A 17,220-nucleotide genomic window follows, 5' to 3' on the forward strand; every position below is an offset into this window, starting at 1 on the left:
AACCAAACCAAACCAAACCAAACCAAACCAAACCAAACCAAACCAAACCAAACCAAACCAAACCAAACCAAACCAAACCAAACCAAACCAAACCAAACCATTGGACGCCTTTTAAATGAAATACGCAAGAACAAAGGCATTAAATTATCAAGTCTTTTAGATTTCATTCATGTGTCAAACTCTGCTTGGTACCGTTATGTCAAAGGTGAAACCGATATTACGACATTACAGTTTCTTGATGCGGTACGTTATTTACGAACAACGTTTTCAGAAGTTGCCCATATGAAAACAACGGTAGATAAAAATTTACAATTATACGAATCAACAACCAATTTACCCTCATCAATAACTTATAACATCCCCCTCAACGAATTTTATTTAACCCATAATATCGAGCGTTTAAAATCAGCCGTTAGGCTTTACCGTATGACTTCAAAAAATGCTTTTAACTATGATATACCGAGTGATTTGCGTTATGCTTTAAAATCAGTACTACTCGAAGGTGAATATGGCTTAGAAGAAGTTAATTTATTAATTTTACTTAAACTAGAATTTAATAATGTCATTTTCAAAGAGTCAGAGTTTATCAATGTTTTGCACAACTTATTGGCTACTTTAACGACGAGTATTGATGACAGCAATTCTTTGGGCGATTTGTCCGCTGCGCAACAAAGTGTCATCTATTTTAACCAATCACTTGGGCTCAGATTTGCTTTTGGTGCTTTATCGAGCATCAAGTCTACTGAAAAAGCTCATCAATACGTACCACTATTATCTCAAGTGATACAATTAAACTTACGCGCGCATTACACACCATTGTCTTTATATCATTTTGCTTCACAAAAAATGATTACAATTGGTGAACAGTATTTGCTCGATTCTCCGGCATATCAGACCATGTATGCTGAGTTTCGTCAAGCAGTTTTGATACTTTACCCAGATAGCCATCGTTCAAAACTTGAAACTTTAAATTACGACTTGTTAAAGAAAGATTTGTTTGAAACAACAATATCGCCAGAAATGAAAAAAGCTTATCAACATTACGTTAATAAGCAAAAAAATCTTTAAAGTTTACGACCTGTAATAAGTCGTATTCTTTTATTCAATTTCTGAAGGATATTCTACATGTCGCCATGGTTGATCAAATAGGGTAGTTTTTAATACCTCTGCACGCATGGTTTGCCCATCGACTGACTTTTTGTATACGCGTAAATGAGCGGCTTGTTCGATCGCCACATCTTGGTACATTTGTGCTCGGGTTATTGCGTAATTAACAAGCGAACCATTATCAATTAAATCATATAGCTGTGCAGACAATGTCGTATTTGGATTCACAACACGTTGATACAATTCACGAACAGTATTTTTAACTTTCGTTGACAGTCCAACATCTGAAACAAACTGTGCCAAATTTTCCATAAAAGTTAATGCCAAATCCTGGTACTGTGTCATTGATTTTGCTGGTTCTAAAGCTACTGATTCGTTCATTTCTTCGGCTAATTGTTGGTCTGATTCAACCCAATCATCTGGCATCATAACGAAATACATAATCAATAATCGAATAAAGCGCACTGTCGAAGACCGAATGCCAATTGACGAACTCGGATCCAAGTCTAACATGCGTAACTCAATGTAATCTAACCCATTTTGACTCATGCCCTGCAAACCTTGTGTTGATTTGAGTCGGATAGGCCCATGAAATTCAGATTCGTTTTGAATTTCATGGTTTTTAATTGCTGCTAAAATGCTTTGTTCATAGTCTGAGACACTTGTATAATTGCCACGATAGTCACTAAACAAACCATATTGACGTGATGATCGCAGTGATCTAACCGGATAACTTGGTGTACTATTTGTATAATAATTTTCTTCTGCAACGGGCGCTGCACCAAACAAGTAAGTTAGCAACCAACGATATGTCACAAATCCATGAATGATTTTTTCAAATAGCACGTTCTGTAATGCCGCTTTTGTTGGATATTTGGTTAATGTATAAGCATGCAATGAATCAATAAGGGCATGATTAAAACTAATATTAACATGGACGCCTGTGGGTAAAGCACGACGAATATCATGTCGTTGCAGCCATCCCTGATAATACTGCGCTTTTTCAGCTGTTACTTGCGCCATTTTAATCGTGCTCAAATCAGTTGGTAACTTAGGTGGCAACGATAGCGGCCATAGCAATTCATCAGCATTTAACGAGGCCCGTAAGGTATGATTCAAAGCCGTGAGATAGCGAATAGACTCTGCTGCGTTACCGGCAGTCGGTGTAATCACTTCACTTTGTGCATTAAAAAAATCATTTTTAATATGACTGTTCTGCTGTTGATCGCCTAATTCTTCAGGAAAATCTCTCGTGGTAAATTTTCCGTTTTTGAATACACGATGCATTTCGACCTCGATACCCATATTGACATCCATGAGTGTGGTTTCTAAATCTTGCTCTAAAATAAGTTTACCAAGATCACTAAGATCCATATCTTTACTCCTGACTAATCTCTACTCTAAGCTATTCAAAATATAGCTATTTATTTATATTGCTGCAGTTTTTATTTCAAAATGGCCCGCCGTATTAGCAACATTATGAGGCACATTTGCTACTGCTTGCCCGTGTTGAAATACCCATTTATCAACTTGTTGCATCGCAGTCATATCAACGATTGGATTGACTTTTGTGACAATGATATCAGCATACTTACCAACACTAATGTCACCATAATCATCATCAATGCCCATCATTTTGGCAGCATTAATCGTTGCTGATTGCATCACTTGCTGAGGTGTCATGTGACCATGTTCGACCATCATTGCCATTTCAACAGCACTCTCTTCACCAAAACCATTAAATGGTGTACCAGAATCAGTACCCATAACGATATTAACGCCTGCTGCAGCTGCATGTGCAATGCTTTTTTGATGTGCTTCCCAATGTGTCATGGCACGTTGAATCATCCAGTAAGGGACATCTTCTGGTCGATCAATAATACGCTTCATTGCAATCATTGTCGGTACAACTGATGTGCCCTGTTGTTTCAACATATCAATGGCTTCATCATCAATGTGAAAAGCATGTTCAATTGAATCAACGCCTGCACGAATCGCAATTTTTATACCTTCTGATCCTTGGGCATGTGCGGCAACTTTAATACCTTTTTTATGTGCTTCGACAACACCAGCATGAATTTCATCTTCGTTTAGTTGTACTTGATCTGGTGTTTCAAAATCACCGGCACTAACGCCACCTGTCACCATGAATTTAATGATTTGTGCGCCATTTTTAATTGCCTGACGCACTGTTTTACGAACTTCATCGACACCGTCAACTTCGTACCCATTATCACTACCATGCCCACCTGTCATTGAAAAAGTTCGGCCAGAAGCAATCATCATTGGTCCTTTTATTTGACCTGCTGCCTGCATTCTAGCTATTTCAATATCTGTCATATGTGAGGTGCCTACATTTCGAACAACTGTCACGCCACTTTTAAGCATATTTTGCATGTTACTGACAGCTGTGATAACACCACGCACATGTTCTTCTTCAGAATGCACGCCAAACTCTGGTTTGCCAAACTGATTGTTAACATCAGAATCAATATGAACGTGAGCATTAATCATGCCTGGCATCATGTATTGACCTTGACCATTAATTGTATGATCTGCCTGTGGTCCTTCACCTTGACCAACCGATATATATCGTCCCGTGATATTATCAATCACAGCATAACGATTATCATCAAAATCACCTGTTTGTGCGTTGAAGCTATAAAAATGATTAAATTTAGTTGTTGTCATAATATTCTCCTACTTTTTAATTGATGCATCAATTTTTCCAATACATGTCCTGATACGCGGCTGAATGAAAGGCGTTAGCTTTAAATCCACCAATTTTATCTGACACGACACTTGCATTCATCGGTTGATAAATTGGAATCATATAGGCTTTTGTCTGTGTAAAATATTTGTTCGCTGCCTGTAAAGTTTTATAACGCTGACTCGCATCAGTTACTTGATCGTTAGCAGCTTTCAGCAAGCCATCATAAGTTGAATCTGATACTTTTGAAAAATTCAAGCCATAACCTGTCTGACCAATGGCTAATGGGAAAGCAGCGTCGGCAACATCAACACTAAGACCCATATTCACCATATCAAAGTTCTGTTTTAAGACCTCTGAAACAACTTGGCCATGTGGTTCGTATGCCATATTAATAGTTAAACCATTAAATAATTGCTCAGCGGCATATTGAATGTAAGCGCCAACCGCCTTACTTGTTGTGTCATCATCAAACGTCATATTTAATGTCACTGATTTGTGCCCTATTTCTTTTTGGTATGTTGCCCACTCAGCTTGTGCTTTCTTTTTATTCACCTTAAATTGCGTACCTGCATCGTGATTAAAGTCAGAACCAGTATTCGGATTTACCATTACACCCGAAGGTACTGCGTTAGATTGTGCTATCGATCCATCTTTCATGACATGGTTTGCAATTTCATCACGATTAATCATATAACCAAAAGCTTGACGCAAATGTTCATTATTAGTTTTGCTACTCGTTTCATTAAAATAAATTCCTCGAACAACTGCTTGCGGTACCGCTCGATAATCTTTATTTCTTTTGTAAGAGGCAATATATTCATCTGATAATTGTGCAATGTCTAGATGCTTATTTTTAAATTCACCAGCAGCTGTCATAGGTGTTTTAATCACTCTTGTATGAATTTCGTTAATTTTAGCATGCTTTTCATGCCAGTACTGACTATTTTTGATTAACGAAAAACTCGTATTTGTCCCTGTCCAATTCGACATTGTGTAAGCACCATTTGTCACCGTATATTTCGATGCTGTGCCGTATTTTTGTCCCCATTCTTGATATTTTTTTGTATTAACAGGTATAATCGTTGTTGCTAATTGATCAAACCAAGGCGTTGGTTGTGATAATGTCACCACGACTGTTTGTTTATCAGGTGCTGTTACGCCAATTTTATCTGGTGATAATTTTCCTGAATGTACTAAATCATAGTTTTTAATGACACTAATGGCATCAGCTGAAGCTTGTGATTTTGTTTTGGGGTCTGCTGTTTTCTGAATTGCAGTCATAAAATCATTGGCAGTGACACGATCGCCATTTGACCATCTTGCGTTATCTCTAATTTTGAAGGTATATACTGTGCCATTTTTTGTCGGTTTAACTACATTTCCAGCCATAGCTGGCACAATTTTATTCTTTTCATACCGATAAAGTCCTTCATAAACCTGATCCTGAACTTGCTCAGAGTATATGTCTGTCGTCATGATTGGATTCATTGTCACTGGTTCTGACTTCATCATCACTTGTAAAATTTTATTTTTAGACGCATCATTTTTATTTTTTACTGTTACTCCTATCCCCGCAATGGCAATCACAATAACACTTGTGGCAATGATTTTTGTTCTTGTTTTCATAATGTGCTATACTCCCTTGAAAATAGAAAAAGACCATCCAGTGTCTCATACTGGATAGTCTCTTAGTGATAATTGTTCACAGGGGTCGCATTTCCAGTCGCTTATAATAGCGACTGAAAATAATCAACCGCGCTCACTTAAAAGTGTTGAGGTTGAGGAGGAGAACTTGAAATGCCTTTTGGTTTTGCAACTGAATCGTATTTGTCATCATTTTGTTCTCCCTTTTGTCTATTTTATATTATAATACACCTTTCATTTTAAAAAGCAATATTTTCATAAAACTAATTTTAAAATTATAAAAAGTCTCTATTTCTTTTTTTAAAGGCATACACTAATAACAGCAACTTATTTTAATTTGCCATCTTTTAACACCATAGAACTCGAGTGACCAGGGCCACCACGCAATGGGTCAAATTGGCGTATCGCCGCGTTCACCGCATGTGGTGCTTCACCAAATCCAATGGCAATTAAATCAGACTTACCACTATAATGGCTCGCATCCCCGACAGCAAAAATCCCGGGTACACTAGTTTGCATCTCCTGATTAACTTTGAACGCTTGCCCAGATTGCTCTGGTTGGATATGCCAACCTTGAACCGTTTTGTTTTCTGAAATAAAACCATAATTAATAATTAGATCATCAACTATTATGTCATTAACATTATTATCATCTTTTACTTGCGCTAAGGTGATTTTTAATTGCCCATTATTTTGCTTTTCAATATGATTTATTTTTTTCGGAGTTTCTCTTATAACAGTTGATTGTTCTAACGCCAGCACACTCTGTTCCATCGCGCGAAAGTTATCACGACGATGAATAATTGTAGTCGATCTGGTAATATCGTTCAACATCGTTGCCATATCCACAGCAGAGTCACCACCACCAGCAATTGCAACATGATGATTAGCAAAATCCTGTTTATGCGTCACAAAATAATGCACCCCTTGACCCACAAGTTCATCGACACCATCAACTTGCATTTTACGTGGTTCAAACGCTCCCTTGCCAGTTGTTATAATGACTTTTTTAGCTTGAAAGGATTCACCGATATGCGTTGTTACTGTGAATAACTCGCCAGTTTGTTCAACATTAACCACAGTGGTTTCTGTCTTAATATCTACGGGAAATAAGTGTAATTGTTTATCTAGTTCTGCAATAAAGGCTGACCCTTTAATACCAGAAAAACCAGCAACATCTAAAATCGTTTTTTCAGGATAAAGAGCGGTTACTTGGCCACCTAACGTTGCCAAGCTTTCAACTAATACCGTTTTAACGTGACGTAAACTGGCGTAAAATGCCGTGAACATACCTACTGGCCCACCACCAATCACGGCAATATCATATATTTCTTGTTCCATAAGAGGATACATATCCTTTCAACTACACTATTTACCTTATCATTATATCACGCGCTTTTGATACAATTTTTTTCTATAGTCGGTATAATAGAATTATTAATTAAACGGAGGAAAAGTGTTAACAGGTAGTTACCTAAACACAAAAAAACTATGGCTCAGAAAAAAATGATCCTTGATCTCGACACCGGTATTGATGATGCCCTAGCATTGGCTTATGCTGTGGCAGATCCAAATGTTGATCTTATTGGTATTATTTCAAGTTACGGTAATACCTTAATTGAGACAGCCGCACAGAATTCATTAAATCTATTGCATTTACTTGGTGCCGATGATGTCCCAGTATTTATTGGTGAAGGTCACTCGTCAACAACTGATCATTTTGATGTAATGCCCATTTCACAGTTAATCCATGGTAAAAATGGTATTGGCGACGTCGTTTTGGAAACATCCCCACGTCATGTTGAAACACAAACCGGCGTTGATTTTTTAATTGCATCTGCACATCAATTTTCAGATGATTTAATTTTTATTCCTACTGGTCCGCTCACTAACCTAGCAACTGCTATTAAAAAGGATCCCGCAGTCGCAACACTCATTGGAAATACAACTTTAATGGGTGGTGCATTGACAGTACCCGGCAATGTGACACCATTTACTGAAGCTAACATTCATCAAGATCCTGAAGATGCTGATTATGTTTTCACACATCAAAATAACCTTACAATGGTTGGCTTAGATGTAACTTTGCGAACACTACTCACTAAACAAGAAACGGCTGCTTGGCGTGATTTAGGTACAAAAGCTGCTCACAAATTTGCTGAATTAATGGATTTTTATATTGATGCCTACGCTAATCTAGGTATTGATAAAAAAGGTGCTGCTTTACACGACCCATTAGCCGTAGCTGTTGGCATTGATCCAACATATGTCACAACATTACCCTTATCTATGCGTGTGACATACGATCAAAACAGTGGCGATTATGGCCGAACAATTGGTGATAAAGATAAACTGCTCGAACCAACAACTTCAAAAGCAGCAGTGCTGGTTGATACTGACCGTTTTGTTACTGATTTTCAAACATTGATGCTCTCTGTTTTGAGCAATTAATATAAAAGGAAGCTAAATGTGATATTTAGCTTCCTTTTATATTACAGCGGACATCGTGGTTACTTTAGAAAATAGTTGTCACATCGTTAAAATTGTCAACACCAAAGTTGCCATTTTTATCAAGGTTAAATACTGCTACTGCACCATTTTTTGGTCGATCAGCTGTTTCTAAATGCCCATAGTTTTGTGCTAAATTCCAAATTAATTGGCCATGTGTCACGAGTAAAACTGTATCATCATCATGATACGTTTGCTGTAATTTAGCCAATGACTGGTCCATTCTTTGCCAAAAAGCAGCTGCATTTTCACCAAGATGTTTTGGATCTACTTCATGAATCGTATTCATAATCTTCGTCATATCAACATGACGTGCCAGTTCATCTGGTGTATGTGTTTCAATGTTCAAAGCCTGTGCGGTTTTCCCCCACATTGCCTGATTGTCACCACCCTCAAAACTGCCAAAAAAGAATTCACGCCAATCCGGCGTGTATGTTAACTGCGGTGTTTTATGATCATTTTCAGCCAAGATAAACTCAGCCGTATGAATTGCTCGTGATGTGTCTGATGATACAGCGGCATCAAAATGAACATTTTTTAAACGCCGTCCTGCAGAAACGCCATCTTTTTCGCCTTTTTTGGTTAATGGTGTATCTGCCCAACCTTGTACCTTATCGAGTACATTAAATATCGTTTGTCCATGACGAACAGCATAAATTTTCATGGTTAATCTCCTTTACTCGCAATCAATTGTCCCACGCTTTTAAATGGTCCCCTTAAAAAAGCTGAATCACCGACGTGTACACAATGGACATTTAGCTCATGATCGGATCTGACCATCGCCAAAAACCTCATACTTAATCGTAGTCAGTGCAGGTAATCCCATAGGGCCACGCGCATGAAGCTTTTGTGTTGAAATACCAATCTCGGCGCCGAATCCAAACTCGAACCCATCTGTGAAACGACTAGATGCATTTTGATAAACAACCGCTGCATCAATAGCGTTCATAAATTTAACGACATTCTCCGGCGTCTCACTAATGATTGTCTCAGAGTGATGTGTTGTATGTTCATTGATCCAATCAATAGCGGAATCCGTATCTGCAACAATTTTAATACCCATGATGAGATCATTATACTCTGTGTCCCAGTCTAACGCTGTTGCTGGTAAAATTTGTGGTTCAATTTGACGACTAGCATCATCCCCTCTCAATTCAACGTGAGAAGCCACCAGCTTAGTTGCAATTTTTGGCAAAAATTCTGCCGCAATACTTTCATGGATCAATAATTTTTCGGCTGCATTGCAGACCGACGGTTTTTGCGTTTTTGCATTGTGGATAATACGTATTGCCTCATCTTGGTTGGCAGAGCTGTCTACATAGATATGCGTGTTCCCCGCACCAGTTTCGATCACTGGCACTGTCGCATTGGCCACAACAAAATCAATAAACTTTGCTGAGCCACGAGGGATAAGAACATCAATTATTTTCCTCATGTGTAGTAAATCATTGACTGAATTATGTGATGTGTCGGTAATCAATTGAATAATATCAGGATTTAACTGATTATCAGTCAAAACTTGTCGCAAAATGGTTGCTAGAAAAGCGTTACTATGAATGGCTTCCTTTCCACCACGTAAAATAACGGCATTACCAGATTTTAAAGTTAGTGCGGCCGCATCAACGGTGACATTAGGGCGCGCTTCGTAAACCATGGCAACGACACCAAGTGGCACAATTTTTTTGATAATTTTCAATTTAACGTGTGTTTGCCACTGATCATAGGGACCAGCTAAGGGGTCAGGTAAGGCAGCAACAGCTTTTAACGATTGCGCAATATCTTGAACTGCCTCCGTATCCAAGGTGAGTCGTTTTTGCATTGGACCGCTCAGTGTTTGACCATATTCAGACAAGTCTTCTTTGTTGGCGGCAATAATGGCATCTTGTTGATCTACAAGTGCCTGCGCCATTTGTAATAGTAACGCATTTCGTTTTTCAATGGTTAATGCCGCAACTTGATTTGTCGCTTTCTTAGCCCGTTTTCCAATTTCCTCTACAGTTAAGACCATATCATTCTCCTTTAAATAACGTACCAACTTGTTGTCCATTCACAACATCTAAAATAGTTGCTGGATTATCGCCATTAATCAACACCATTTTGCGATTTTTTGACATCAAATAATCAGCAGCGTAAAGTTTTGTTGCCATACCACCTGTTCCCAGTTGAGATGAACCAACAGCACCTGCCAACAAATCTTCGGTTATCCGCGTAACCAATGGTATTGGCTTAGCCATGGGGTCAACATACGGATTAGCAGTATATAAAGCGTTAATATCACTTAAGACAATCAACCCCTCCGCGTCTGTTTCATGCGTCACAATGGCAGCTAAGCGATCATTATCGCCAAATGAATGTTGATGTTCTAATTCATCCACTGCAATGACATCGTTTTCATTAATAATTGGAATGACATTTTGTGCCAACATTGATTCAATCGCATTAATCGTATTTAATAGCATCTGTTTGTTACTAAAGACATCGTAAGTTAATAAGACTTGACCAACATGTTGCTGATAAAATGCAAAACTTTGATTATAAATCGCCATCAAGTAACTTTGACCAATGGCCGCTAAAGCTTGTTGTTCTGGAATAGCAGTTGGCCTTTTTGAAATTTTCATTTGTTGAAGCGCAACACCAATGGCACCAGATGTTACCAAAATCACCTCATGCCCATCTTTTCTCAACTGCGTTAATGTTTGCGACAAACGATTAATAATGGGATAGTTGATTTCACCTGATGCTTCAACGATTGTACTCGTCCCAACCTTAATCACTAAACGCTGCCAGTGATCAACCTGCTGTATCTTTTCTGATGCTGATTGCATAAATTTTTCCTCATTTAATATCCATTATTATATCATGAAAGATACCAACCCGATAAAACTGCGCTAAAAAACACTTTAAAATAGTTTCGTGACACTATTTTAAAGTGTTGCGACTCAATCCTCATCAACGATCATACTGCATCAAAAATTTTTGGATACGTTCTCTATATTCAACAGGATGATCATTAAAACTCTGAACATGCTTTGACCCTTTACCGATCCATAATGCTTTCGGTGCGTGCAAGGCATGATAAAGCGGGTAGACCATTTGAGTTGGCACAAACGTATCAGCGCCACCTTGTATAAATAGCGTTGGTCGCGTGCTTTTTGCGACTTGTTTTAGCGGACTAGCCTCGCTATAAAAGTAGCCAGCGCGTACTTTTGAGATACCGGATACAACTGGAACAAGTGGGAACCATGGTAAATTATACATGTCACCTGCTTCATGTTTGGTTTCGTCCCACAAACTCGTGTAAGATGAATCAGAAATAACAGCCTTAACTTGCTTGGGCAAATCCGACTCGCCAGATGTCGACAAGACAGTAGCTGCCCCCATACTCATCCCATACATGACAATATCTGAATTTTGACCATTTTTAGTAATCACTTGATTTAGCCACTGGATATAATCGCGTCGATCAAGCCAACCATAACCAATCATTTTACCTTGTGAATCGCCATGCGCACGATTATCTGGAATCAAAACATTATAGCCCAACTCATGGAATAATTCACCATAAATCGCCATTGATGTCTTATTATTATGCCAGCCATGAGCCAAAACTGCTGTTTTATTTGTTTTTTTGTCAGCAGGAACATACCACGCAACTAATTTTAGCCCATCTTTAGATGTTTCATGCCACGTTTGCTTTGGACGTGCTAAGAAAGTATGTTCATAATGATAGAGTGGATTTTCTTTTGAGCGCAAGGCGTCTGGTTGATCAGCTTGTGGATCTCGCACTTGAGCAACATGGAAGAAATACATCCCCGCCATAAATAAGACTAGTGCAATAACAAGAACAAGGCCAATTAACCATTTGACTAAGTTGTGCATATTCGTTTACCCCTTAAAACAATAATTTTACACTGTGATCGATAACGTGACAATAACTACAACAATAATTTAAGCAGATCTTATGATGAGAATGGTATGATTTAATTATCATAATACAATCATATAAAATGTTATACTAATAAGAAACATAAAAAGAGGTGTCCAACAAACATGGCTTATTCACAAAATTGGGATTTAGATCGTATCTATCCTGGTGGCATTAACTCACCACAACTCGCACAAAAATATGAACTCGTCGGCCAGCAAATTATAGCTTTTCGTGAACAAGTTGCTGTAGCAGCTTCTTCCGATGACCAAATCGCTGACTTAGCCGATTTAGCACAAACAATTGGTTCTGGACTGGGTACCATCAGTATTTTCATCAATGGTTTGGCATCAGTGGACTACGGTAATAGTGTTTACGCGCCACATTTTGACAAACTAGGTAAGCTTTTTGTGGATTTTTCAGCACCATTAAACCAGTTTCAAAAACAACTATTATCCTTGGATAAACCATCATTTGTAACAATATGCCAATCACCACGCCTTGCACCAATTGCTTATTATTTAACTGAATTACGAACAGATGCCAAGCGCTTACTAGATGACAAAACAGAAACTTTGATTAATAAATTTGACCTTGATGGCCAACAAGCTTGGTCTCAGCACTACGATACCATCTCTGCTTCATTATCAATGACTTATACCGATGCCAATGATGGTAAGACAAGACAAATTTCTGCTGGTCAAGCTTTAAATATGCTCGATGGTGAACCAGATAATGACACTCGTGCTAATATCATGGCTAATTACGAAAAAATGTGGCAACAATCAGAAAATTTAACTGCCGATACACTGAACCATTTGGCTGGCTTTCGTTTAACCAACCAACAAGCTCATGGTCGCCAATCACATTTAGAACGGCCACTTGAAATGAATCGCATGTCACAAGCCACGCTAGACACCATGTGGGGTGTGGTTGATAACAATAAAGCCATGTTTAAACCCTATTTTGATCGTAAAAAGCAACTCCTTGGTTTAAAGACAATAGGCTGGCAAGATCAGGTTGCGCCTTTAACACATATTGGCGATTATCAGCCAAAAGAAGTTTTGTATGATGATGCAGCCGCTTTTATTATTACACAATTTGGTAAATTTTCACCAAAAATGGCTGATTTTGCAAAGATGGCATTTGAAAATCGCTGGATAGAATCCGAAAACCGCCCTGGCAAACAACCTGGTGGTTACATGGAATCTGTCCCAGATTTGCACGAATCACGCATTTTTTTGACCTATACAGGTTCTGTTAATGATGCTGCGACAATTGCGCATGAATTGGGCCATGCATTTCATTCAGCTCAGCTGACTGATCTGCCATTATGGCGTGATGCCTATGCGATGAATGTTGCAGAAACTGCTTCGACATTTGCTGAATTAATTGTCAACGATGCTAATGTTAAAGGCGCCAAGTCAGATGCTGAAAAACTCGTCTTACTTGATGCTAAAATGACCAATCCAATTGCCATGTTTTTAAATATTCATGCGCGTTTTCTGTTTGAAGATGCTTTTTACACTGAACGACAATCTGGTGTCGTAACGCCACAACGCTTAAATGAACTAATGGATCAGGCACAGATTGATGCGTTTGACGGTATTCTAGATGTTCGACATCCTCATTTTTGGTCTTCCAAATTACATTTCTTTATTGATTCTGTCCCATTTTATAATTTCCCATACACATTTGGTTACCTTTTCTCAGCTGGCATCTATGCTCAAGCACAACTGGAGGGGGCTGAGTTTGAAGATAAGTACATCGCCTTGTTACGTGACACGGCCAACATGTCTTCAGAAGATCTCGCAAAAAAACATCTTAATGTTGACTTGACGCAGCCTGATTTTTGGCAAGCAGGCGCTGATTTGATTCAAGCAGATATTAATGAATTCTTAGACTTATCCGAACAATTTATTTAATACCAATATCATAATAAAAAGGCAGAATCATGGATACAGTGATTTTGCCTTTTTGACGTACTATTTATATTTTTGTTCAAGATGACTCATCCAATAACCTAACCATACACCTAGCACAAATAATATAGTACTGATAACCATACTCATAACTGTAAATCCAGAATAATCAGCCACAGGTGGTACGACAATCAAAAGTGTTGATACAACAACAATACCCAAAATAAAGTGGTAAACTTTAGCATGGAAATTTTGTAATAAATAATGCATGACTTTGGAAAAAAGAAGCAATGTTAATAATCCACCAATACACATAGGTATAAATACACTCAAATCTGCCTTTTTAAATCCTTCAATCATTGGATCAAACAATCCCAAGTATAACAATAAATTAGATGGACTTAACCCTGGTACAATCACACCTAGGGCAATGAGCCCACCTGCTAAGAGCCACGAGAAAAAATTAACTGGTATATGACCAAAAATAGCTGTCATATGATATAAAAACAAGCCACCAACGATAGCTGTTATCGCAAAAACATACCAATCAGAACGATGACGCCCCGCTTTAGCACTTTCTCTAAATAAAGATGGCAAGGTCCCAACAATGGCTCCAGCAAACCCCCATAATACAATTGCCTTATAAGTGGTTAATAAATATGCTAATGGGTTACTCAATAAAATAATGCCAGTAATACCACCTAAGGCCACCGGCACAAAATACCAAAAATCACGTTTAAAATTTTGACGCACATGCGCCATGAAATTTAGCATACGCTCATATAAGCCTAATATAGCAGCCAAAACGCCACCTGAAACTCCTGGTAAAATAAACCCTAAAGCAATGAAAACACCTTTGATAAAACGCGTTAACCAATTTTTAATACGATCTTTTTTCATAATGACCTACATTCCAAATATTTTAAGTAACCAATCAAAGCCATACAACAAAACAAAACTATAACAAGCAATACCAATCGGTTTGCTCAAAACCAAAATCCAACAGAATTGTTTAAATGGCATTTTGGTTAAACTCGTTAGTAATATTAGTGCATCGTCTGGTGCAATCGGCAACACCATCATAATTATAAATAAATTAACCCATCTTTTACCGTTCAGTTTGTCAATATACTTGCGATATATTTTGCGTGGCACAAGTGCTTCGACTAGGGGGATACCAAAGGTACGACCAATTTGAAATAATAATAAGGAGCCAATGACAATCCCAACATAATTGTAAATGAAACCCAACCATGGACCAAATAATAATGGTCCCACGGCCAGCGTAATACCTCCAGGAATAATGGGCAAAACTACTTGAATGATTTGAATGCCTATAAAAACGATTGGTCCTAATATACCAAAACGTTTAATCATACCACGTAATAGCGCCTGATCTGTAAGTAATCCAGCATGCCATAAATATAACCCAACAATAAGTGTAGCAATTAAGCCAACAATACCTATAATTTGTATCAACCGACGAACAATTTGTCGTCTTCTAGTGCGTAGTGTGACTTTATACATATCTAGTGGCTGACGCTTGAGCTTTACTCGTCTGCCAAGTTGCATTTTATGATTGCCTCGACGAATAATATGATTCACTGTAATCCCCTTTTAAGCTATTCAATTTCAATATCACCATTTTGATTTTGAATGATCAAATCGCCCTTGCCCCCCTGTTGTCTAACAAAAGCAGGTGCTACCTCAGTATCGCCTATTTCCGTTCGCGCTGAAAATGTGGGTAACTTAGTTGTTTCTATTGAAATATCCCCATTTTCATTACGGATATACCCACCATCTAAGATTTGACTATTCGCAATTTCTGCATCCCCGTTTTGTAATTCCGTTTTGATTGTCTTAATGGTACTAGCAGCCAAAGTGACATCATCATTTTCTGACTGAACTTGCAAATTATCAACTGTCAATTGATGTAATTTGGCCTCACCATTTTCTAAATTAATCTTAGCATTTTTTGCTACAACACGCGCCAAAGTGACATCATCATTTTCTGATTGCACTTGAATATCGTCAGCTCGGATATCAGATAACGTAGTATCACCATTACTCTGTGTCACATGAATTGCTTTCAATTGCACACTATCTGGCACGGTAATCGTTAACCGTGTTTGGTCTTCAGAAAATCGACGCCAATCAAATGATATTATATGATTCGACCGGACAATATTTTTAACAGCTAAGGTACCATTTGAATACGTTACTTTTGTTTTATCATCATTGCCAATATGCGTTTCAGTGATTGCAAAATGATCGCCACGTTCAATATAAACTGCTTTATCGCTACTATCAATCGTCAATTTTTTAATATCTTCAATTTTTGGGGGTAACTGTTGAGACAAATCAGTCGTTTTTAATGCGCCCGCTTTTTGGTATGAAAATTTATCATGCCAACTAATACTGCCGGGCTTTTCAATTACAGCCGATGATATTGCCATTACAGTGCCAATGGCTAATAGTGACCAACCAAGCATGGTTCTACGCTTCATGATTTACCCCTTTCTTGATAAAACGACGGCCAGTCAGTTTGATTAAACGTAAAAAGCCGTTAAACAATGAATGAATACCCCTTATGAGCCATGGTACAACAAGAATTAACACGCCAATTCCAGATAAGCCCACACCAATCGAGAAAACACCTCCAGTAAATGAACTAAAGATCACAGAAAATCCTGCAATGATAGCTGTCACGGCGGCCACAAGTATGGATACAATAACCATAACAATCGTAAGAATAATTGAAACAACTACAGCTAATAAAGAAATGAGTAGCGCTAACACAACTATAGCTATTGGTAAGACAACCGGTGAGGCAAGTATCGCTAATATGACAACCCAAATCATATGTAATTGATTCTTCGGCTTTAATGCTGTCGCATCATCTGCATTCATATAATAATCAGCCACTAAACGTCTCGCAAACTGTTTAGGTGTGCCAAATTGTTGCCGTGCATCAGTATTAGATAGCTCAGCATCTCTAAAATATTCATCATAATAGGCCATCATTTCTTCACGTTCGTCACGTGGTAAGGCATGCAAGTGTGCCTCTAATTCATTTAAATAACTCATTTTTGATCTCCTAAAATAGCATTAATTCCTGTAGCAAAATTTTCCCAATCAGCCTTAATAATGCTTAGATGGTCCCGCCCACCAGTTGTTAATTGGTAATATTTTCGAATTCGCCCTTCAAAAGGCTCACTATAAGTTGTCAATTCTGCACCCTTTTCAAGTCGACGTAATACTGGATACATTGTAGATTCTGACACACTAACGTGACGTTGCACTTCTTTTGTGAGCGCATAACCATATAAGTCTTGCTTTTCTAAGATGGCTAACACTGTACCATCAAGCAATTCCGTTGGTGTTTGTATGCTCATACTGTT

General features: G+C 38.1%; 16 protein-coding genes. 3 read left to right on the forward strand and 13 right to left on the reverse strand.

The annotated features are described in order from the left end of the window. Positions 1–171: 171 nt before the first annotated feature. Positions 172–1,068, forward strand: a complete 897-nt coding sequence (locus JOD28_RS07610) for a hypothetical protein (protein WP_259650390.1) — start codon at positions 172–174, stop codon at positions 1,066–1,068. Between the two features lie 30 nt (positions 1,069–1,098). On the opposite strand, the gene JOD28_RS07615 is transcribed toward JOD28_RS07610, so the two are convergent. The 4 genes from JOD28_RS07615 to JOD28_RS07630 all read right to left on the reverse strand — a co-directional run bounded on the left by JOD28_RS07615 (position 1,099) and on the right by JOD28_RS07630 (position 6,805). Continuing rightward, the gene (locus tag JOD28_RS07615) at positions 1,099–2,481 is read right to left on the reverse strand and encodes a glutamate--cysteine ligase (protein WP_204770233.1); all 1,383 of its coding nucleotides are present in this window, start codon (positions 2,479–2,481) and stop codon (positions 1,099–1,101) included. Between the two features lie 54 nt (positions 2,482–2,535). Continuing rightward, on the reverse strand, positions 2,536–3,798 hold the full coding sequence (locus tag JOD28_RS07620) for a metal-dependent hydrolase family protein (protein WP_204770234.1): 1,263 nt from the start codon (positions 3,796–3,798) through the stop codon (positions 2,536–2,538). A 28-nt stretch (positions 3,799–3,826) separates the two neighbouring features. Beyond that, the gene (locus JOD28_RS07625) at positions 3,827–5,446 is read right to left on the reverse strand and encodes a peptide ABC transporter substrate-binding protein (protein WP_204770235.1); all 1,620 of its coding nucleotides are present in this window, start codon (positions 5,444–5,446) and stop codon (positions 3,827–3,829) included. Between the two features lie 345 nt (positions 5,447–5,791). Then, the gene (locus tag JOD28_RS07630) at positions 5,792–6,805 is read right to left on the reverse strand and encodes an NAD(P)/FAD-dependent oxidoreductase (RefSeq protein WP_204770236.1); all 1,014 of its coding nucleotides are present in this window, start codon (positions 6,803–6,805) and stop codon (positions 5,792–5,794) included. Positions 6,806–6,955: 150 nt separating this feature from the next. On the opposite strand from JOD28_RS07630, the gene JOD28_RS07635 reads away from it, so the two are divergent. Continuing rightward, positions 6,956–7,915, forward strand: coding sequence for a nucleoside hydrolase (locus JOD28_RS07635; protein ID WP_204770237.1), 960 nt, complete (start codon positions 6,956–6,958; stop codon positions 7,913–7,915). Positions 7,916–7,979: 64 nt separating this feature from the next. On the opposite strand, the gene JOD28_RS07640 is transcribed toward JOD28_RS07635, so the two are convergent. The 4 genes from JOD28_RS07640 to JOD28_RS07655 form a co-directional block, all read right to left on the reverse strand. Continuing rightward, the gene (locus JOD28_RS07640; protein WP_204770238.1) at positions 7,980–8,636 is read right to left on the reverse strand and encodes a histidine phosphatase family protein; all 657 of its coding nucleotides are present in this window, start codon (positions 8,634–8,636) and stop codon (positions 7,980–7,982) included. Between the two features lie 96 nt (positions 8,637–8,732). Beyond that, complete coding sequence (locus JOD28_RS07645) at positions 8,733–9,980, reverse strand: glutamate-5-semialdehyde dehydrogenase (protein WP_204770239.1); 1,248 nt, start codon at positions 9,978–9,980, stop codon at positions 8,733–8,735. Between the two features lies 1 nt (position 9,981). Further along, complete coding sequence (gene proB, locus JOD28_RS07650; protein WP_204770240.1) at positions 9,982–10,797, reverse strand: glutamate 5-kinase; 816 nt, start codon at positions 10,795–10,797, stop codon at positions 9,982–9,984. A gap of 124 nt (positions 10,798–10,921) precedes the next feature. Continuing rightward, positions 10,922–11,851: an alpha/beta hydrolase gene (locus JOD28_RS07655; RefSeq protein ID WP_204770241.1), complete on the reverse strand. Its 930-nt coding sequence runs from the start codon at positions 11,849–11,851 to the stop codon at positions 10,922–10,924. A gap of 171 nt (positions 11,852–12,022) precedes the next feature. Between JOD28_RS07655 and JOD28_RS07660 the strand changes: the two genes are divergently transcribed. After that, positions 12,023–13,822 carry a M3 family oligoendopeptidase gene (locus JOD28_RS07660; protein ID WP_204770242.1) on the forward strand — a complete coding sequence of 600 codons (1,800 nt, stop codon included), beginning with the start codon at positions 12,023–12,025 and terminating at the stop codon, positions 13,820–13,822. 60 nt (positions 13,823–13,882) lie between these two features. Here JOD28_RS07660 and JOD28_RS07665 read toward each other — a convergent pair whose 3' ends face one another. From JOD28_RS07665 to JOD28_RS07685, 5 genes are read right to left on the reverse strand one after another with little or no spacing between them, the layout of a single operon-like run. Next, positions 13,883–14,719: a DUF368 domain-containing protein gene (locus JOD28_RS07665; RefSeq protein WP_204770243.1), complete on the reverse strand. Its 837-nt coding sequence runs from the start codon at positions 14,717–14,719 to the stop codon at positions 13,883–13,885. Positions 14,720–14,725: 6 nt separating this feature from the next. Beyond that, positions 14,726–15,424, reverse strand: a complete 699-nt coding sequence (locus JOD28_RS07670) for a TVP38/TMEM64 family protein (protein WP_259650391.1) — start codon at positions 15,422–15,424, stop codon at positions 14,726–14,728. 17 nt (positions 15,425–15,441) lie between these two features. After that, positions 15,442–16,326 carry a DUF4097 family beta strand repeat-containing protein gene (locus JOD28_RS07675; RefSeq protein ID WP_204770244.1) on the reverse strand — a complete coding sequence of 295 codons (885 nt, stop codon included), beginning with the start codon at positions 16,324–16,326 and terminating at the stop codon, positions 15,442–15,444. Next, positions 16,316–16,906 (reverse strand): DUF1700 domain-containing protein, encoded by a 591-nt coding sequence (locus JOD28_RS07680; protein ID WP_204770245.1) that lies wholly within the window; start codon positions 16,904–16,906, stop codon positions 16,316–16,318. The genes JOD28_RS07675 and JOD28_RS07680 overlap by 11 nt, the downstream gene beginning before the upstream one ends. After that, positions 16,903–17,214, reverse strand: coding sequence for a PadR family transcriptional regulator (locus tag JOD28_RS07685; RefSeq protein WP_204770246.1), 312 nt, complete (start codon positions 17,212–17,214; stop codon positions 16,903–16,905). The genes JOD28_RS07680 and JOD28_RS07685 overlap by 4 nt, the downstream gene beginning before the upstream one ends. Positions 17,215–17,220: the final 6 nt, after the last annotated feature.

The organism is Leuconostoc rapi, assembly GCF_016908715.1.
In the GTDB taxonomy this organism is placed as follows: Bacteria; Bacillota; Bacilli; order Lactobacillales; family Lactobacillaceae; genus Leuconostoc; species Leuconostoc rapi.